The following is a 17,499-nucleotide window of genomic DNA, read 5'->3' on the forward strand; positions in this document are numbered from 1 at the left end:
CCGCTTCGCTGAGCGACTGGCTCGACGGCGCTGCGGCCATCGACGAAAGGACACGCTCATGACCATCTCCGAACCCGCCGACGCGCTGGTGCTCTACGGCCAGCGCTTCCAGAGCCGGCTGTTGCTGGGCACCGCCCGCTATCCCTCGCCCGACGTGCTCGAGGCCGCCGTGCAGCGCGCCCGGCCGGCCATGCTCACCGCCTCGCTGCGCCGCCAGAGCGCGGCGCCCGGCGGTGCCAAGGCCGACAACGGCTTCTGGGAACTGCTGCGCCGCCTGGACGTGCCGGTGCTGCCCAACACCGCCGGCTGCCACAGCGTGCAGGAGGCCATCGCCACCGCCCACATGGCGCGCGAGCTGTTCGACACGCCCTGGATCAAGCTGGAGCTGATCGGCGACGACTACACCCTGCAGCCCGACACGCTGCAACTGGTGGGCGCGGCGGATCGGCTGATCAAGGACGGCTTCCAGGTGCTGCCCTACTGCACCGAGGACCTGGTGCTGTGCCAGCGCCTGGTCGATGTCGGCTGCCAGGCCGTGATGCCCTGGGCCGCGCCCATCGGCACCGGCCGCGGGCCGGTCAACCCCTACGCCATGCAGGTGCTGCGCGAGCGGCTGACGGTGCCCATGCTGGTCGACGCCGGCCTGGGCCTGCCCTCGCATGCCTGCCAGGTGCTGGAGTGGGGCTACGACGGCGTGCTGCTGAACACCGCCGTCGCCCTGGCGCAGGACCCGGTGGCCATGGCCGGCGCCTTTGCCGACGCGGTGGCCGCGGGGCGTGCCGCCTTCCGGGCTGGCGCCATGAGCGCGCAGGACGCGGCCCAGCCCAGCACGCCCGTCCTGGGCACGCCCTTCTGGCACCACGCCCAGAACGGTGGCTGAGCCTTGCTCGGCGGTGCACTGCTGGGCGCCGCCGCCCACAAGAACACGGAGCCATCCATGAACGCCCACCAGATCGAGACCGCCATCCTGGCCGCCCACCGCAAACGCTTCGACGGGCATCCGCCGGTGCAAGCCGGTCCCTTCCATGACGAAGACCCGGTCTACCGCGGTGCCAAGGCGGCCTGCGCGGCGCTGGGCTTCATCGAGGTGGATGCCGAATGCCTGGGCCGCGCCTGGCAGGCGATGACCAAGCGCCAGGGCCGCTTCGACGCCAATGCCTGGCCGGACAATCCTGCCGACTTCGGGCTGCGCGACTTTCCGCCCCAGTCCCGCGGCGATGCCTTCGCGCCCTGCCCTGTGGCGCTGGGCCTGTACGCCGTGCTGCCCGACGCCGAATGGGTCGGCCGCGCGGCGCGGGCCGGCATCCCGACGGTGCAGCTGCGCTTCAAGTCCGACGACGCAGCGGCCGTCGCCCGCGAGATCGACGCCGCCATCGCCGCCGTCCAGGGCACCGACGCCCTGCTCTTCATCAACGACCACTGGCGGCAGGCCATCGCGGCCGGCGCCTACGGCGTGCACCTGGGCCAGGAAGACCTGGACGCGCTGACGGCGGACGAGGTCCAGGAACTGCGCGCCTCCGGTCTGCGCCTGGGCGTCAGCACCCACGGCTATGCCGAGATGGTGCGGGCCGATGCCGTCAGCCCCAGCTACCTGGCTCTCGGCGCGGTGTTCCCGACGACGCTCAAGAAGATGGCGACCGCACCACAGGGCCTGGCGCGCCTGCATGACTACGCGCGGCTGGTGCGCGGCTATCCGCTGGTCGCCATCGGCGGCATCGACGCCGATCGGCTGCCGCAGGCGCTGGCCAGCGGCGTGGGCAGCATCGCGGTGGTGCGGGCCTTCGTGGGCGCGGACGACCCCGAGGGCGCAGCCCGCCTGCTGATGGCCGCGATGCGAGAAGCACCCCAGGCCTGAACCTGGAGCGCTTCTCGCGTCCGCTTCGCCGCGGCCTGGGCACCGATAGTGCCGCCGCGATCAACGCGCGGTCGACAGCATCGCTCAGACGATCTGGTCGTCGTCGAAGGAACCGCCGTCGAAGCCCGACCAGTCGCCGCCGGCGTCATCGGCCAGTTGCCGCGTATCTCCACCGCCGCCGCTGCCATCCTCGTAGAAGTTCTGGGTGACGTTCTCGATCACCTCGGGCGTACCGACATTGCCGCCGCCCAGGCCCAGGAAGCCACCGCCGCCTGCGCCGCTGCGGCCACCGAGCAGGTGCTCGATGCCATTGAACAGGAACATGCCGCCCGCCACCCCGGCCGCGGCGCTGGCGGCCTGGCCCAGGAAGCTCGGGCCGCTGCTTGGGGCCGGCGCTGCCGCGGGCGCGGCGCCGAAGAGGCGTTCGCGCCATCCGGGTGCCGCAGCGGGTGCAACGGCCGGCGCACCGGGGGCATAGCCCGAGGGCGCGCCGCGGTAGGCAGGCCGGCCCGGGTTGTAGGCATCCGGATCGGCCGTCTCGCGCCCGAAGCCGGGCTCCAGACCGCGCTGCAGGAAGGCTGCGCCGCCCGGGTCGGCCGGCGCGGCGGCGCGTTGCGCCAGTTGGCGCTGGGCGTCCTGCAGCGCATGTTCCAGCAGCAGCGTGCGCTGGGTCAGCAGGTACAGCGCATCGGGCTGGCCGGCCAGGCGTTCGCGGATCAGCGCATCGGCCTGGGGGTCCTTCTGCACGCCGTGCACTGCGGCCAGCCGCTGCAGCAGGTCTTCGAGCATGGACAGTTCTTGGGGTGTCATGGTTCGGTCGTCCTTCCTCGGCCCAGCATGGGCCTTGCGTGGATGGGACTCCAACGCGCCACAGCGCGTTCCCGGCCGACGGGCTGGCTTAAGGCCGGCCTAAGCGAGCCCTTCCCGGCGCGCCGGTGATCGCTCAGCCCTGCCGCCGCAGCCGCCGGTAGACGGCGTTGCGCGACAGGCCCAGCGCCCGGGCCACGGCCGACACGTTGCCACCGTGGGTGGCCATGGCGTGCTCCAGCGCCGCCCGTTCGAGCGCCTCCAGCGTGGCCGTGGACGGCGCGGGATGGTTGGGCGACGCAACGGAACCACCCGCTGCATCGGCCGCATGGGCCTGCAGGTCGTCCATGAAGTCCTCGGGCAGATGCTCCGGCAGGATCTGCGCCTCGCCGCGTGCCATCAGCGACGCCGTGCGCAACACGCTCGCCAGTTGGCGCAGGTTGCCTGGCCAGGCATGGCGCCGCAGCAACGCCAGGGTCTGCGGCGCCAGCGGCGGCGCGTCGGCCAGGCCGGCCTCGGACTGCTGGGTCTGCAGAAGCCGCTGCACCACCACGGCCAGGTCGCTGCGCTCGCGCAGCGGCGGCAGGCGGGTGACGAGGCCATTGAGCCGCCAGTAGAGGTCGTCGCGAAAGCGCCCCTCGGCCATCATGGTGCGCAGGTTGCGGTGGGTGGCGCAGACCACGGCCACGTCCACCGCCACCTGCCGGCCGCTGCCCAGGGGCGCCACGCTGCGCTCCTGCAGCACGCGCAGCAGCCGGGCCTGCATCGCCAGCGGCATGTCGCCGATCTCGTCGAGGAAGAGCGTTCCGCCGTTCGCCTGGAGGATGCGGCCCGGATTGCCCTTGCGCCGCGCGCCGGTGAAGGCGCCTTCTTCGTAGCCGAACAGCTCGGACTCGATCAGCGTCTCGGGGATGGCGGCGCAGTTGACGGCCACGAAGGGCCCGTTGCGCCTTGGCGAATCGTGGTGGATGGCGCGGGCCAGCCATTCCTTGCCGGTGCCGGTCTCGCCCAGGATGAGCACCGGCACGTCCTGCCCGAGCACCTTGCCCACGCGGGCCAGCACCTGCGCCAGCTGGGCATCGCCCGTGTCCAGGTAGCGCAGGCCCGAGAAGCGCGGGCCGCCGGATTCGCGGGCCCGCTCGGCCACCGGCGTGGCCGGGGCCGTTTCGCGCGGCATGGCCAGGCTGGCGGTCCGGGGCTGCCATTCCACCCGCGCCGACACCGCCACGCCCCCGGGCAGGTGCAGGCGCATCAGCGCGGCCGGGCCCTGCCGGGCCTGCGCCAGCGCCTGGGACACGGGCAGGCCGAAGAGCGAGCCGAAGGTGTGGGCCTCCAGCGCCGCCGTCGACAGACCCAGCTGGAACTGCGCGCTGCGGTTGGCCGCCAGGAAGCGGCCATCCGGCGTGAACGCGGCCAGGCCTTCCATGAGCGTGCCCAGGAACTCCGGCCGGGCATGGAAGCGCAGGCGCAGCGCGTCTTCGTAGACCTGGTCGAACAGGTGGTTCTCGACCATCTGCGAGGACATGCGCACCAGCGCCAGCGTGTGGGCGCTGCGGGTGCGCTCGTCGCCGCTGACGTCCAGGGCGCCCAGCACCTGGCCGCGCGGATCGAGGATGGGCGCGCAGGAGCAGGTGAGGAAGTGGTTCGCCTGCAGGTAATGCTGGCTGCCGTTGACCTGCACCGCCTGCTGCAGGGCCAGCGCCGTGCCGATGGCATTGGTGCCGCGGCAGCGCTCGGACCAGGCCGCGCCCGGTTTGAGCGCCACGCGGTCGGCCCGGCCCAGGAAGTCGTCGTCGCCCAGCGCATGCAGGATCACGCCGTCGGCGTCGGTGAGCAGCACCAGGCTCTGGGTGCCGGCGATCTGGGCGTAGAGCGTCTCCATCACCGGCCGGGCGTGGTCGAAGAGCAGCGCGTTGCGGCCCATGGCCTCGGCCAGATCGGCGGCGGCCAGCGGCGGCAGGTCGGCGCGTTCGTGGCTGCGCAGGCCGAAGTCGGCGCTGCGGGCGTGCGAGGCCAGGATGGCGTCGGGCGCGGCCAGCGGCAATCCGGCACCGGCCGCCGGCTTGGGGCGAAACATGGCGTTGGGCATGGCGTGTTGTCTCCTGCCCGGGCGGCTGGCGTGGCCGCGCGGTTGGGGCGTCTTTTAGCACCCTTGGCTGTTGCGAAGCTTGCGCCGGCGCATGGAAGCGCGCCGGTCGTTGCCGACCATGCGTCGCTGCAGGTCTGGACGGACGTCGCCCGGGCGCACGCCCTGTACGGAGCGCCCGCGAATCCGCGCCCTCAGGCCGCGCGAACGTCCGGCGGCACCAGCAGCCCGGCCAGGCGCTCCAGCGTTGGCCCGATTGGCGCCTCGACCTTCAGCGACAGCAGGCCGTCCGCCCGCGTCAGGCCGAGGTTGAGCGCCGCCACCGGCAAGGCGTGCTCCGCCGCACGCTGCACGAAGCGAAAGCCCGAATACACCATCAGCGAGGAGCCGACGACCAGCACGCCGTCGGCCGCCTCCAGCGCCGAGTACGCCGCATCGACGCGGGGGCGCGGCACGCTTTCGCCGAAGAACACCACGTCGGGCTTGAGCAGCCCGCCGCAGACGGGACAGGTCGGGATGTCGAAGCCCGAGAAGTCGCGCAGCTCCAAGTCGGCATCGCCGTCCGGCGCGGCCCGGGCGTCCAGCGCGGCCCAGCCGGGGTTGAGGCGCAGCAGCTCGGCCTGGAAGTCGGCGCGCGGCAGGCGGTGCTCGCAGGCCATGCAGCGCACGGTGTCGATGCGGCCATGCAGGTCGATGACGTTGCGGCTGCCGGCCGCCTGATGCAAGCCGTCGACGTTCTGGGTCAACAGCTTGGCGACACGGCCCTGCGACTCCAGCGCGGCCAGGGCATGGTGCGCCGGCCCCGGCTGCGCATGACCCATGGTTCGCCAGCCGATCATGCTGCGCGCCCAATAGCGCTTGCGCGTGGCCTCCTCGCCCATGAAGGCCTGGAAGGTGACCGGCGGCGGCCGCTTCCAGTTGCCCTGCGCATCCCGGTAGTCCGGGATGCCGGACTCGGTGCTGACGCCTGCGCCGGTCAGCACGAACAGGCGCGGATGGCGCTCGGCGAAGGCCAGGAGGTCGGTGTCGGTGGTCATCGGCGCGGGAGCATAGCCGCGGTGCCGATGTCGCGCCGGCGCGTTGCTCCCTCTCCCCTCGTGGGAGAGGGTCGGGGAGAGGAGCTCTTGCTCAATGCGCGCCGGGGGCGTCGCCGAAGCGGTAGCTGGAGACGGTCAGGCCGCCCATGAAGCCGTTCTCGTAGTACACGCGGTGCGCCGCCTCCTGCTCGGCGGCGCCGACGGCCACCATCAGCGGGATCAGGTGTTCCTCGCGCGGATGCGCGATGCGGGCGGCGGGCGCCGTTTCCCAGCCGATCAAGCCCTGGGCGCGGGCGGCCGGGTCCTGGGCCAGCGTCTGGCCCAGCCAGTCGTCGAAGGCGCGCGACGGGGCCTGCGCCTGGGGGCCGAAGGCGCGCAGATTGTGGTAGCTCAGCCCGCTGCCGACGATGACCACGTCCTCGTCGCGCAGCGGCGCCAGCGCGCGGCCCAGCGCCAGGTGCTCGGCCGGGTCCAGGCCCTGGCGCAGCGAGAGCTGGATCACCGGCACGTCCGCGTCCGGGTAGATGGCCTTCATCGGCGAGAACATGCCGTGGTCGTAGCCGCGTTCGGCATCGATGCCCGACGGCAGGCCGGCCGCCTCGATCAGCGCCTGCACGCGCTGGGCCAGCGCCGGGTCGCCGGGGGCGTCGTAGCGCACCTGGTAGGTGTGGACCGGAAAGCCGCCGTAGTCGTAGACCATGGACGGATGCGGATTGGCCTGCACCGTGAAGCGCGGGCGCTCCCAGTGGGCGGAGACCATCAGGATCGCGCGCGGCTTGCGGCCGATCTGCCGCGGCATGTCGGCCAGTGCAGCCTCCAGGCGGGCATAGGTGTCGCCCATCTCCGCCTTCATCCAGGGCCAGGGGCCGCCCCCGTGGGAGATGAAGTAAGTGGGCAGGCGCGGGCTGTTGATCGTGCTCATGGCGAAGGGCTCCTGAATCGTGTTGGGATGGACTTTAGATCTTTCGCGGGCCGCAATCGATGGCCGCACAATCAAGGTTCAGTTTCATTCCACGCAATCAAGACATGGACCGCCTCACCAGCCTGCGCCTGTTCCGGGAGGTCGTGGAATCGGGCAGCTTCGCCCGCGCGGCCGAGGCCATGGGCCTCTCCGCGCCCATGGCCAGCCGGCACATCGCCCAGCTGGAACGCAGCCTGGGCGCGCGGCTGCTGCACCGCTCCAGCCGGCACCTGAGCCTGACCGACGCGGGCCGCAGCTGGTACGAGCAGAGCAGCCGCGCCCTCGACCTGCTCGACAGCGCCGAGGCCGCGTTGGTGGCCGATGCCGACGCCACGCCGCGTGGTCGCCTGAAGGTGAGCGCGCCGGTGTGGTTCGCCACCCCGCGCATGGCCCGGCTGCTGGCGGACTACCACGTGCAGTGCCCCGAGGTGCTGGTGGACCTGCACCTGGCCAACCGGCGGGTGGACCTGGTCGCGGACGGCTTCGACCTGGCGCTGCGGGCCACGCAGGAGCCGGCCGCCGCCCTGATCGCGCGGCCCTTGTGCACGGTGGACTTCCACATCGTGGCCGCACCCGCCTACCTGGCGGCCCGCGGCACGCCTGCAAAGCCCGAGGACCTGGCAGGCCTGGGCGCCATCGTGCCCAGCTACGTGCAACTCGAAGGCCGGGTGCTGCGTGCGGCGGACGGGCGTCAGGCCATGCTTCGGCTCACGCCCGTGATGCGCTCGGACGACACCCACCTCACCCGCCATGCGGTGCATGCCGGCCTGGGCGTCGCCTACCTGCCGGTGTGGTTGGTGGATGAGGACCTGGCCGAGGGACGGCTGGTGGAGCTGCTGCCCGAATGGCGCACGCCGGCCACGACGCTGTTCGCCGTGTATGCGAGCCGGCAGTACATGGCGCCGGCGCTGCGCAGCTTCATCGACTTCCTGGCCGTCGCGCTCGGGCCGGCTGGCTGAACGATCTCGGGCGATGCGGGTTCCGCGCCGCCGCCATGGCCGACACGCGGACCGCCGACAGCGCCGCCGCTGAAGCGCACACGTCCTACAGGCCTGCCCCGGCGCCCGGCGCAACTTGCAGTCGTGCCAGGTCGAGCACCCCGCGGGAAACGGGATCGGCGACACAGGCGCAGTCTTCCGTGCATTGCGAAGGGGATGCCCGCCGCGAAGCCAGCAGGCCTGCCGATCCTGACGCCATTCCCCGCGGACGATCGCCGGCACACAAGGGGCGCCCTGCAGGGGCGCCCCTTCTTTTTGTCCGCGGCCGGCCATCGCCGGCCGACGCCGCTGCCCTCTTCCGCAAAGCCCTGCTCGTCGTGCCGTCGCTGCACCGCCGGTACAGTGCCGGGCCTCGTTCAGGAGACACCGCGCTTGCTCTTCCGCTTCTTCGAAAAACTGCTCCAGCCCTATCCGCCCAACGAGCCTTCGCTGCCGCCCAAGGGCTTCTTCGCCTTCCTCTGGTTCACCACCGACGGCGTGCGCGGCAAGGTGGCGGCGCTAGCCTTCCTCACGGCCATCATGTCGGCCTTCGAGGCGCTGCTCTTCGGCATGCTCGGCCGGCTGGTGGACTGGCTGTCGGGCATCTCACCCGCACAGCTGTGGGCCGAGCGCGGCGGCGCGCTCACCTGGCTGGCCGTTGCCCTCGCAGCCAGCGTGCTGGTGGTGGCGCTGCAGACCATCGTCAAGCACCAGGTGCTGGCCATCAACCTGCCGATGCGGCTGCGCTGGAACTTCCACCGGCTGATGCTGGGCCAGAGCATGTCCTTCTACCAGGACGAGTTCGCCGGCCGCATCACCACCAAGGTGATGCAGACCGCGCTGGCCGTGCGCGACACGCTGTTCGTGATGGCCGACGTGCTGGTGACCATGGCCACCTACGTCGCCACCATCGTGGTGCTGGCCGGGGTGTTCGCGGGCGGGCTGATCTGGCCCTTCGTCGTCTGGCTGGTGCTGTACCTGCTGGCCATGGCGTACTTCGTCCCGCGGCTGGGCCGCATCGGCAAGGCACAGGCGGATGCGCGCTCGGCCATGGTCGGGCGCATCACCGACGCCTACACCAACATCGCGACCGTCAAGCTCTTCTCCCACACCCGGCGGGAGGCGCAGTTCGCCCGCGCCGCCATGCAGGACTTCGTCAAGACCGGCTACACGCAGATGCGGCTGGTGAGCGCCTTCGAGATCGTCAACCACGCACTGTCGATGCTGCTGGTGGGCGGCATGGCCGGCGTGGGCCTGTGGATGTGGAGCCGTGGTGAAGTGGGCGTGGGCGCGGTGGCCGCCGCCACCGCCATGGCCCTGCGGCTGCAGGGCATGTCGCACTGGATCATGTGGGAGACCACCAGCCTGTTCGAGGCCGTCGGCACCGTGCAGGACGGCATCAACACCCTGAGCCGGCAGCGCACCGTGGTGGATGCGGCCGATGCGAAGCCCCTGGTGGTCGAGCGCGGCGAGGTGCGCTTCGAGGACGTGGAGTTCAGCTACCGCCCGCCCCTGCTGCCCGGTGTGACGGCACCCGCCGTGCAGGGCCGCACGGTGATCGACGGCCTGAACCTCACCGTGCGCCCGGGCGAGAAGATCGGCCTGGTCGGCCGCTCCGGCGCGGGCAAGTCCACGCTGGTGAACCTGCTGCTGCGCTTCCATGACCTGGAAGGCGGCCGCGTGCTGATCGACGGTCAGGACATCGCCCACGTGACGCAGGATTCGCTGCGTGCGCACATCGGCATGGTCACGCAGGACACCAGCCTGCTGCACCGCTCGCTGTTCGACAACATCGCCTACGGCCGGCCCGACGCCACCGAAGCCGAGGTGCGCGCCGCCGCCGAGCGGGCCGAGGCCTCCAATTTCGTCGACACGCTCACCGACCCACAGGGCCGCCACGGCCTGGCGGCGCATGTGGGCGAGCGCGGCGTCAAGCTCAGCGGCGGGCAGCGCCAGCGCATCGCCATCGCGCGGGTGATGCTCAAGAACGCGCCCATCCTGCTGCTGGACGAGGCCACCAGCGCCCTCGATTCCGAGGTGGAGGCGGCCATCCAGCAGAGCCTGAACCGGCTGATGGAAGGCAAGACGGTGATCGCCATCGCCCACCGCCTGTCGACCATCGCGGCCATGGACCGGCTGATCGTGCTCGATGCCGGCCGTGTGGTGGAAGAAGGCTCGCACCGCGAGCTGCTGGCGCGCGGCGGGCTGTATGCCCGCCTGTGGGCGCACCAGAGCGGCGGCTTCCTGGGCGAGGACTTCGGCGACGAGGCCGAAGCGACGGCAGAAGCCGCGGCGCGCTGAGGTGCGGCCGGCCGGGGCCGACCGTCCAGCGCGGCTCGCCTGCGACAATCGCGGGTTTTTTCGCCGCGCCGCGCCATGGCCTACGCCGTCAAGGAAATCTTCTACACCCTCCAGGGCGAGGGCGCCCAGGCCGGGCGCCCGGCCGTCTTCTGCCGCTTCGCGGGCTGCAACCTGTGGTCCGGCCGCGAGGAGGACCGTGCCAGCGCCCAATGCCGTTTCTGCGACACCGACTTCGTCGGCATCGACGGCACGCTCGGCGGCAAGTTCGCGACAGCCGAGCTTCTGGCCGATCAGGTCGCCGCCTGCTGGCCCGCGCCGGCCCACGACCACCGCTTCGTCGTGCTGACCGGCGGCGAGCCGCTGCTGCAGGTGGACGCCGCCCTCGTCGCCGCCCTGCATGCGCGCGGCTTCGCCATCGCCATCGAAACCAACGGCACCCTGCCCGCGCCGGAGGGCATCGACTGGATCTGCGTCAGCCCCAAGGCCGGCAACCCGCTGGTGCAGCGCCATGGGGACGAACTCAAGCTGGTGTGGCCGCAGGCCGGCATCGACCTGGCCGATATGGAGGCGCTGGACTTCGGCCGGCGCTACCTGCAGCCGCTGGACGATCCGCAGCGCGCCGCCCACACCCGCGAGTGCATCGACGTCTGCCTGCAGCGCCCGCAATGGCGCCTGAGCACGCAGACGCACAAAGTGATCGGCATCCGGTGAGCACGGCCATGGAGTTCGAATTCGAGCTGTCGCAGCGCTTCTTCTTCGACGCCGCCCACACGCTGCGGCGGGTGCACGACACCGCCAGCAGCCTGCGCGTGCATGGCCACACCTACCACGCGGAGGTGAGCGTGCAAGGCCTGCGCGAGGCCGCCACCGGCATGGTGGTCGACCTGGCCGTGCTGCGTGCCGAGATCGAGACGCTGCGCCAGACGCTGGACCACCATCTCCTCGACGAAGTCCCCGGCCTGGGCACGCCCACGCTGGAGAACCTCTGCGCCTACATTGCCACCGCGCTGCGCGAGCGCCAGCTGCCCGTGTCGGCCGTGCGCGTGTGGCGCGAGGCCGGCGGCGACAGCTGCCGGCTCGTGCTGCCGCGCTGACGCCGCGGGCGCCGCCCTATGGTCCAATCGCGGGTTCGCGGCCCGCCCCGCAACCGATACGACGACGCTTCCTTCCGACGCACATGAGCACCATCCTGCAATCCCTCCCCACCGGCCAGAAGGTCGGCATCGCCTTCTCCGGCGGCCTGGACACCAGCGCCGCCCTGCTGTGGATGAAGAAGAAGGGCGCCCAGCCCTATGCGTACACCGCCAACCTGGGCCAGCCCGACGAGCCCGACTACGACGAGATCCCGCGCAAGGCCCTGGCCTACGGCGCCGAGAAGGCCCGCCTGGTGGACTGCCGCCAGCAGCTGGTGGCCGAGGGCATCGCCGCGCTGCAGGCCAACGCCTTCCACATCTCCACTGGCGGCGTGACCTACTTCAACACCACGCCGCTGGGTCGCGCCGTGACCGGCACCATGCTGGTGGCCGCCATGAAGGAGGACGACGTCAACATCTGGGGCGACGGCTCGACCTTCAAGGGCAACGACATCGAGCGCTTCTACCGCTACGGCCTGCTGACCAACCCGGGCCTGAAGATCTACAAGCCCTGGCTGGACCAGACCTTCATCGACGAGCTGGGCGGCCGCAAGGAGATGAGCGAGTTCCTGATCGCCAACGGCTTCGACTACAAGATGTCGGTCGAGAAGGCCTACAGCACCGACTCGAACATGCTCGGCGCCACGCATGAGGCCAAGGACCTGGAACTGCTCTCCAGCGGCATCCGCATCGTCAACCCGATCATGGGCGTGGCCTTCTGGAAGCCCGAGGTCGAGGTCAAGGCCGAGGAGGTGCGCGTGCGCTTCGACGAAGGCCGCCCGGTCGCCCTCAACGGCAAGACCTACGACGACCTGGTCGCCCTGATGGAAGAGGCCAACCGCATCGGCGGCCGCCACGGCCTGGGCATGAGCGACCAGATCGAGAACCGCATCATCGAAGCCAAGAGCCGCGGCATCTACGAAGCCCCCGGCATGGCGCTGCTGCACATCGCCTACGAGCGGCTGGTGACCGGCATCCACAACGAGGACACCATCGAGCAGTACCGCGTCAACGGCCTCAAGCTGGGCCGCCTGCTCTACCAGGGCCGCTGGTTCGACCCCCAGGCCATCATGCTGCGCGAGACCGCCCAGCGCTGGGTGGCCCGCGCCATCACCGGCGAGGTGACGCTGGAGCTGCGCCGCGGCAACGACTATTCGATCCTGAACACCGAGTCGCCCAACCTGACCTACGCGCCCGAGCGCCTGTCGATGGAGAAGGTGGAAGACGCGCCCTTCTCCCCCGCCGACCGCATCGGCCAGCTGACCATGCGCAACCTCGACATCGTCGACACGCGCGCCAAGCTGGCCACCTACGTGCAGGCCGGCCTGCTGGCCAAGCCCGAGGGCACGGAGCTGCCGCAGATCAAGGACGACAGCAAGCGCTGATCGGCGGACGGGGCTTCCTCGGCCCCATCAAGACGAAAGCGGCCTCGTGGGGCCGCTTTTTTCATGGATGCGCCACAGGCGCCGGTGCCGGTCAGGCGGTGTCGGCTTCCAGCCGGTAGCCGATGCCGCGCAGGGTGCGCACGCCGACGCCACTGTCCACCAGCCGCTTGCGCAGGCGGGAGACGAAGGCCTCCAGCGCGTTGTCGCTGAGCGGGCCGTCCGCCTCCTCGGCCAGCTTGCGGGCCAGTTCGCGCTTGGCCAACACCTGGCCGGGTGGGCTCATCAGGGCCCAGAGCAGGCCGAATTCGCGCGCCGGCAGGTCGAGCGGCTCGCCATCGATGCGAAAGCGCCGGGCACGGCGGTCCAGTTGCAGGCGCCCCACGGCCACCACATCCTTCGCGCCTTCGGCACGGCGCACCAGCGCGCGCAGCCGCGCTTCGAGCTCGCCAGGATCGAAGGGCTTGCCCAGGTAGTCATCGGCCCCGGAATCCAGGCCGATGACGCGCTCGTCGGTGCGGTTGCGGGCCGTGAGCACCATGACGGGCGTGCGGTCGCCGCGGGCCCGGGCGCGGCGCAGGGCCAGCAGGCCACTGCCCAGGCCGCTGTCGGGGCGGGTGTTCTCGGGCAGGTTCAGGTCGAGCAGCACGGCGTCGAAGCCGCCGTTGGACCACTGCGCATCGGCCTCCTCGACCGTGGCGGCCAGGGCCACCGCGTGGCCCGTGTCGCCCAGGCTGCGGCACATCACGCCACTGAGCACGGCATCGTCTTCGACCAGCAGGATTCGCATGGCGGGCGAGGCTATCAGCGGGCCGGGGGGCAGGCAAATGAACGGTCAGCCGACCGTCAGACGCCCGTCGCCGGGGACAATGCGGCCCATGTCCCGCCCCTCGCCGAGCTGCCGGCTGCTGCCGCGCTTTCCCTCTTGAGCCTCCCGCCTGTCCCCCTGTCCTTCGCCGATGCGCTGACGACCGAGGCGATCCGGCGCATCGAGTCCGATGGTCCGCTGGAAGACCAGTCGGTGCTGCGCCAGCTTGCCCATGCGCCCGAACCCGCGCCCTGGCCACTGGTGCAGCGGGCTCGCCTGCTGGCCGAGCGCCTGGGCCTGCCCGGCCGGCTGGCCCGCGCCCGCGACCTGGCACCCCTGGTGCTGCTAGGCGTCGCCGCCCTCATGGTGGCGGCCGGCCTGGGGCTGGCGGGCGCGGTGGTGGATGCGCAGGAGCGCCGCATCAACGTCATCGCCTCGCTGGCGGGCCTGCTGGGCCTGCACGGCCTGTCGCTGCTGGCCTGGCTCGCGGCGCTGCTGGTGCCGGGCCAGGGCCGGGGCGGCGCCCTGGCTGGCCGGCTGTGGCTGGCCCTCACCGCGCGCACGGCCCTGGGCCGCGGACGCGAGGGCTCTGCGCTGCTGCAGGCCGGCGTCCAGTTGCTGGAGCGGGCGCGGCTGCTGCCCTGGCTGCTGGGCCTGGCCAGCCACCTGCTGTGGGCCATCGGCTTCGGCGTCGCCATCGCGGCGCTGCTGTCCGCCCTGGCCTTCCGCCGCTACACGCTGGGCTGGGAGACGACGCTGCTCGATCCCGCCGGCTTTGCCCGGGCCATCGATGCAATGGCATGGCTGCCCGGCCTCCTGGGTTTTCCGGTGCCGGATGCCACGCTGATTCGTGCCGCGGGCGATCCCGCCGCCCCGCCCGATGCGGCGGGCCAGGCGGTGCTGGCCTGGTGGCTGGTCGGCTGCGTGGGCGTCTACGGCCTGCTGCCCCGGCTGCTGTGCGCCCTGTGGTGCACCGCCCTGTGGCAGGCACGGCGCCGTCGGTTGCAGCCCGACTTCACCCTGCCCTACTACCGGCAGTTGCAGGCGCGGCTGGATGCCCTGGCACCCGCCCGGGTGGTCGACGCCGAGCCGGTGGCCGGACATGGTGCGGCCCTTCCCCGGCGCGCCCACGATGCGCCGGGCGCCCCGGTGCTGCTGGCCTTCGAACTCCCACCCGAGCAGCCGTGGCCGCCGGCCGACCTGCCGCACGACGTAAGGGCATGGGGCTGCGACGGCAGCGCCGCGGCCCGCGCCGCCGCCGTGCAACAGGTGGCGGCCTGGCGACCGCGGCGGCTGGTGGTGGCCTGCCAGGCCACGGCGAGCCCCGACCGCGGCACCGAGCGCCTGCTGCGCGAGCTGCTGCCCCTGGCCGCTTCGCTGCACCTGTGGCTGGTCGATGCCGACCAGGCCGACGAGGCGCAGCGCGCCCGTTGGCCGCGGTGGCTGCATGACACCGGCCTGGATGCACTCGTCGCCTGCCATCCGCGCTGGCAGTCCGCCCTGGCGGACTTGGCCCCCGGAGCGGCGACGCCGGAGGCGCCCCGATGACCCCGTCCACACCCCCGTCGACCACCCTGGACCGCGCCGCAGGCGCTGGCCCTGACGCGCCGACGCTGCGCATCGCCGTGGTGGGCCACACCAATGTCGGCAAGACCTCGCTGCTGCGCACCCTGACGCGGCGGGTCGACTTCGGCGAGGTCTCCGACCGGCCCGGCACCACCCGCCACGTGGAGCAGGTGGACCTGCGCATCGACGGCACGCCGGTCGTGCGCTTCCACGACACGCCGGGCCTGGAGGACGCCGTCACTCTGCTGGCCCACGTGTCGCAGTTGCCCGGCGATAGCCGGCCCGCCCGCGTCCGGGCCTTCCTGCAGGGCCCCGAGGCGCAGGCCGCCTTCGAGCAGGAGGCCAAGGTGCTGCGCCTGCTGCTCGATGCCGATGCCGCCTTCCTGGTGATCGACACGCGCGAGCCGGTGCTGCCCAAGTACCGCGACGAGGTCGAACTGCTGGGCGCCTGTGCCCGGCCCGTGCTGCCGATCCTCAACTTCATCGCCCATGGCGCCAGCCGGGAGCCGCAGTGGCGCGCCATGCTGTCCGACGCCGGCCTGCATGCCGTGGTGCGATTCGACGCCGCCGCGCCCTTCACCGGTGCCGAGCGTGACCTGTACCACGACCTGGGCACCCTGCTGCCTGCACGCCGCGAGGCGCTGCGTGCCGTGGCCGCGCACCTCCTGGCCGAAGCCGCCGCCCGGCATGCCGGCGCCTGCCATTCCGTCGCGGGCACCTTGGTGTCCTGCGCCGCATTGCAGCGGGTGGTGCCGACGGCGCAGTTGGCCGATCCGCAGCGCCGCGCCGCCGAGGTGGAGGCCCTGCGCGCCACCTTGCAGGACGAGGTGCGCGGCAACACCGCGGCGTTGCTCAGGCTGTATGGCTTCCGGTCCGGCGACGCGGCGGAGCCGCCGCTGCCGCAGCTGGAAGGCCTCGAAGGGATGGACCTGTTCAACCCCGAACTGCTGCGTCAGGCGGGGCTGCGCCTGGGCCAGGGCGCGGCGGTCGGCGCGGTGCTGGGCGCCGCGGCCGATCTGGCGGTGGGCGGGCTGTCGCTGGGGGCCGGCGCCCTGCTGGGCGGCACCCTGGGCGGTGCGCTGGCCCAGGGGCTCGGCCCGCTGGGCCGCCGCCTGGCCGGACGCCTGCGCGGGCAGCAGGCACTGACCGTGGAGGACACCGTGCTGTACGTGCTGGCAGAGCGCCAGTTGGCCCTGGTGCGGGCGCTCGAGGCGCGCGGGCATGGCGCGGTGGGCACGGCGGCCGTCGACACCGCAACCGCCGCCGTGTCACCCGAGCGGTCCGATGCCCTGCGCGCCGCCGTCCAGGCCACGCGCGTGGCGCGGGCGCATCCGGAGTGGCGGCCGACCGGTGCACGCCGGGACGTGGTCTCGTCCGCGCGCGACGAGGCCGTCGAGCGCGTGGCGGCGCACCTGGTGCACGCTGCGGGCCCCGTGGCCGAAAGCCGTGCTGCCCCCTTTTGACGCCTCGATTGCGGCCGGCCGATGGGCCGAATTCCCTCACAACGCGGACGGGCTTCCTACACCGGGCCCCTGGGCCGTCCGACGGCGGACGGCCGTCCGACCGGCCCACACTGCATTCCATCGCAATTCGAGGAGCTCCTCCGTGAACACCATCATCTACATCGTCGGTCTGGTCGTCGTCATCGCTGCCGTGCTCTCCTTCTTCGGCCTGCGCTGAGTGGCCCACCCATGGCTCGGCGCGACGCCGGGCCATCCGGCACCGGATGCCGCCGCACTGCGGCATGATCGGCGGATGACTTCCGCTGGTGCCGCCCTCTCCTCCCCTGCATCCTCCCCCTCCCCGCTCTCGGCCGATTCCCGGCCGCTGCTCATCGTCAAGACCGGCAGCACGCTCGACGCGCTGCGCGCCAAGCGGGGCGATTTCGACGACTGGATCGCCCGTGGCCTCGGCGTCGATGAGGGCGAGATCCAGGTCTGCGACCCGCGTGATGGCGGCCTCCTGCCGGAGCCGGGCACGCTGCGCGGCGTCGTCATCACCGGTTCTCATGAAATGGTCTCGCACCGCGCGCCTTGGAGCGAGCGCACGGCCGCCTGGCTGGCGCGCTGCGTGAAGGCCGAGGTGCCCGTGCTGGGCATCTGCTACGGCCACCAACTGCTGGCGCATGCGATGGGCGGCGAGGTGGACTTCCACCCGGGCGGGCTGGAGATCGGCACCGTGCCGCTGCGGCTGGCGTCCACTGCGCAGGACGATGCCCTGTTCAACGGCCTGCCGGAGCAGTTCCCCGTCCAGGTCATCCATCGCCAGAGTGCCTTGCAGCTTCCGCCCGGCGCCGTGCCGCTGGCGTCCAACGCGCACGAGCCGCACCAGGCCTTCCGCATCGGCCGCTGTGCCTGGGGCGTGCAGTTCCACCCGGAGTTCGATGCCGAGGCGATGCAGGGCTACGTCCAGGCGCAGGCGCCCCATCTTGACGACCCCGCTGCGGTGGCGTCACAGGTCCGGCCCACGCCGGAGGCCGCCAGCCTGCTGGGCCGCTTTGCGCGGCTCGCCGCGGCCGGAACCGGACGGCAGACTACATCGGCCGCCGCCGTCGCCGGCTAGGGTGATGCGGTCTTTCAGCCCTTT

General features: G+C 72.2%; 15 protein-coding genes. 10 read left to right on the forward strand and 5 right to left on the reverse strand.

Annotation, left to right across the window (positions count from 1 at the left end; genetic code table 11):
• Positions 1 to 58: 58 nt before the first annotated feature.
• Complete coding sequence (locus tag ACT54X_RS19315; RefSeq protein WP_354321313.1) at positions 59 to 880, forward strand: thiazole synthase; 822 nt, start codon at positions 59 to 61, stop codon at positions 878 to 880.
• Between the two features lie 57 nt (positions 881 to 937).
• Positions 938 to 1,855 carry a thiamine phosphate synthase gene (locus ACT54X_RS19320; RefSeq protein WP_294365750.1) on the forward strand — a complete coding sequence of 306 codons (918 nt, stop codon included), beginning with the start codon at positions 938 to 940 and terminating at the stop codon, positions 1,853 to 1,855.
• Positions 1,856 to 1,939: 84 nt separating this feature from the next.
• Here ACT54X_RS19320 and ACT54X_RS19325 read toward each other — a convergent pair whose 3' ends face one another.
• The 4 genes from ACT54X_RS19325 to ACT54X_RS19340 form a co-directional block, all read right to left on the reverse strand.
• A complete protein-coding gene (locus ACT54X_RS19325; RefSeq protein ID WP_294365752.1) occupies positions 1,940 to 2,665 on the reverse strand; it encodes a DUF2076 family protein in 726 nt (241 codons plus the stop codon).
• Positions 2,666 to 2,798: 133 nt separating this feature from the next.
• Positions 2,799 to 4,751 carry a sigma-54-dependent Fis family transcriptional regulator gene (locus ACT54X_RS19330; RefSeq protein WP_476347946.1) on the reverse strand — a complete coding sequence of 651 codons (1,953 nt, stop codon included), beginning with the start codon at positions 4,749 to 4,751 and terminating at the stop codon, positions 2,799 to 2,801.
• 191 nt (positions 4,752 to 4,942) lie between these two features.
• Positions 4,943 to 5,785 carry an NAD-dependent protein deacetylase gene (locus ACT54X_RS19335; protein WP_294365755.1) on the reverse strand — a complete coding sequence of 281 codons (843 nt, stop codon included), beginning with the start codon at positions 5,783 to 5,785 and terminating at the stop codon, positions 4,943 to 4,945.
• Between the two features lie 91 nt (positions 5,786 to 5,876).
• Positions 5,877 to 6,707: a DODA-type extradiol aromatic ring-opening family dioxygenase gene (locus tag ACT54X_RS19340; RefSeq protein ID WP_476347950.1), complete on the reverse strand. Its 831-nt coding sequence runs from the start codon at positions 6,705 to 6,707 to the stop codon at positions 5,877 to 5,879.
• A 104-nt stretch (positions 6,708 to 6,811) separates the two neighbouring features.
• On the opposite strand from ACT54X_RS19340, the gene ACT54X_RS19345 reads away from it, so the two are divergent.
• From ACT54X_RS19345 to argG, 5 genes are all read left to right on the forward strand, one after another.
• Entirely contained in the window at positions 6,812 to 7,705 is an 894-nt protein-coding gene (locus ACT54X_RS19345) for a LysR family transcriptional regulator (RefSeq protein ID WP_354321318.1), read from the forward strand.
• A gap of 411 nt (positions 7,706 to 8,116) precedes the next feature.
• Complete coding sequence (locus ACT54X_RS19350) at positions 8,117 to 10,024, forward strand: ABC transporter ATP-binding protein (protein ID WP_476347952.1); 1,908 nt, start codon at positions 8,117 to 8,119, stop codon at positions 10,022 to 10,024.
• A 75-nt stretch (positions 10,025 to 10,099) separates the two neighbouring features.
• Entirely contained in the window at positions 10,100 to 10,735 is a 636-nt protein-coding gene (gene queE / locus ACT54X_RS19355) for a 7-carboxy-7-deazaguanine synthase (RefSeq protein ID WP_476347954.1), read from the forward strand.
• An 8-nt stretch (positions 10,736 to 10,743) separates the two neighbouring features.
• On the forward strand, positions 10,744 to 11,118 hold the full coding sequence (locus ACT54X_RS19360; protein ID WP_476347956.1) for a 6-carboxytetrahydropterin synthase: 375 nt from the start codon (positions 10,744 to 10,746) through the stop codon (positions 11,116 to 11,118).
• An 83-nt stretch (positions 11,119 to 11,201) separates the two neighbouring features.
• Positions 11,202 to 12,542 (forward strand): argininosuccinate synthase, encoded by a 1,341-nt coding sequence (argG, locus tag ACT54X_RS19365; RefSeq protein WP_476347958.1) that lies wholly within the window; start codon positions 11,202 to 11,204, stop codon positions 12,540 to 12,542.
• Between the two features lie 91 nt (positions 12,543 to 12,633).
• Here the strand turns inward: argG and ACT54X_RS19370 are convergent, their stop codons facing one another.
• Positions 12,634 to 13,329: a response regulator transcription factor gene (locus tag ACT54X_RS19370; protein WP_017760790.1), complete on the reverse strand. Its 696-nt coding sequence runs from the start codon at positions 13,327 to 13,329 to the stop codon at positions 12,634 to 12,636.
• 135 nt (positions 13,330 to 13,464) lie between these two features.
• On the opposite strand from ACT54X_RS19370, the gene ACT54X_RS19375 reads away from it, so the two are divergent.
• The 3 genes from ACT54X_RS19375 to ACT54X_RS19385 all read left to right on the forward strand — a co-directional run bounded on the left by ACT54X_RS19375 (position 13,465) and on the right by ACT54X_RS19385 (position 17,475).
• Positions 13,465 to 14,895, forward strand: coding sequence for a DUF2868 domain-containing protein (locus tag ACT54X_RS19375; protein ID WP_476347960.1), 1,431 nt, complete (start codon positions 13,465 to 13,467; stop codon positions 14,893 to 14,895).
• Complete coding sequence (locus ACT54X_RS19380) at positions 14,892 to 16,376, forward strand: GTPase/DUF3482 domain-containing protein (RefSeq protein ID WP_476347962.1); 1,485 nt, start codon at positions 14,892 to 14,894, stop codon at positions 16,374 to 16,376. The genes ACT54X_RS19375 and ACT54X_RS19380 overlap by 4 nt, the downstream gene beginning before the upstream one ends.
• A 292-nt stretch (positions 16,377 to 16,668) precedes the next feature.
• The gene (locus tag ACT54X_RS19385) at positions 16,669 to 17,475 is read left to right on the forward strand and encodes a glutamine amidotransferase (protein WP_476347963.1); all 807 of its coding nucleotides are present in this window, start codon (positions 16,669 to 16,671) and stop codon (positions 17,473 to 17,475) included.
• Positions 17,476 to 17,499 lie beyond the last annotated feature (24 nt).

This window comes from Pseudacidovorax sp. DMC4, assembly GCF_056314265.1.

Coding starts and splice junctions, on each gene's coding strand:
- ACT54X_RS19360 (WP_476347956.1), top strand. CDS start 10,744: ATGGAGTTCGAATTCGAGCTGTCGCAGCGCTTCTTCTTCGACGCCGCC.
- ACT54X_RS19320 (WP_294365750.1), top strand. CDS start 938: ATGAACGCCCACCAGATCGAGACCGCCATCCTGGCCGCCCACCGCAAA.
- ACT54X_RS19315 (WP_354321313.1), top strand. CDS start 59: ATGACCATCTCCGAACCCGCCGACGCGCTGGTGCTCTACGGCCAGCGC.
- ACT54X_RS19325 (WP_294365752.1), bottom strand. CDS start 2,665: ATGACACCCCAAGAACTGTCCATGCTCGAAGACCTGCTGCAGCGGCTG.
- argG (WP_476347958.1), top strand. CDS start 11,202: ATGAGCACCATCCTGCAATCCCTCCCCACCGGCCAGAAGGTCGGCATC.
- ACT54X_RS19385 (WP_476347963.1), top strand. CDS start 16,669: ATGACTTCCGCTGGTGCCGCCCTCTCCTCCCCTGCATCCTCCCCCTCC.
- ACT54X_RS19345 (WP_354321318.1), top strand. CDS start 6,812: ATGGACCGCCTCACCAGCCTGCGCCTGTTCCGGGAGGTCGTGGAATCG.
- queE (WP_476347954.1), top strand. CDS start 10,100: ATGGCCTACGCCGTCAAGGAAATCTTCTACACCCTCCAGGGCGAGGGC.
- ACT54X_RS19370 (WP_017760790.1), bottom strand. CDS start 13,329: ATGCGAATCCTGCTGGTCGAAGACGATGCCGTGCTCAGTGGCGTGATG.
- ACT54X_RS19380 (WP_476347962.1), top strand. CDS start 14,892: ATGACCCCGTCCACACCCCCGTCGACCACCCTGGACCGCGCCGCAGGC.
- ACT54X_RS19330 (WP_476347946.1), bottom strand. CDS start 4,751: ATGCCCAACGCCATGTTTCGCCCCAAGCCGGCGGCCGGTGCCGGATTG.
- ACT54X_RS19335 (WP_294365755.1), bottom strand. CDS start 5,785: ATGACCACCGACACCGACCTCCTGGCCTTCGCCGAGCGCCATCCGCGC.
- ACT54X_RS19340 (WP_476347950.1), bottom strand. CDS start 6,707: ATGAGCACGATCAACAGCCCGCGCCTGCCCACTTACTTCATCTCCCAC.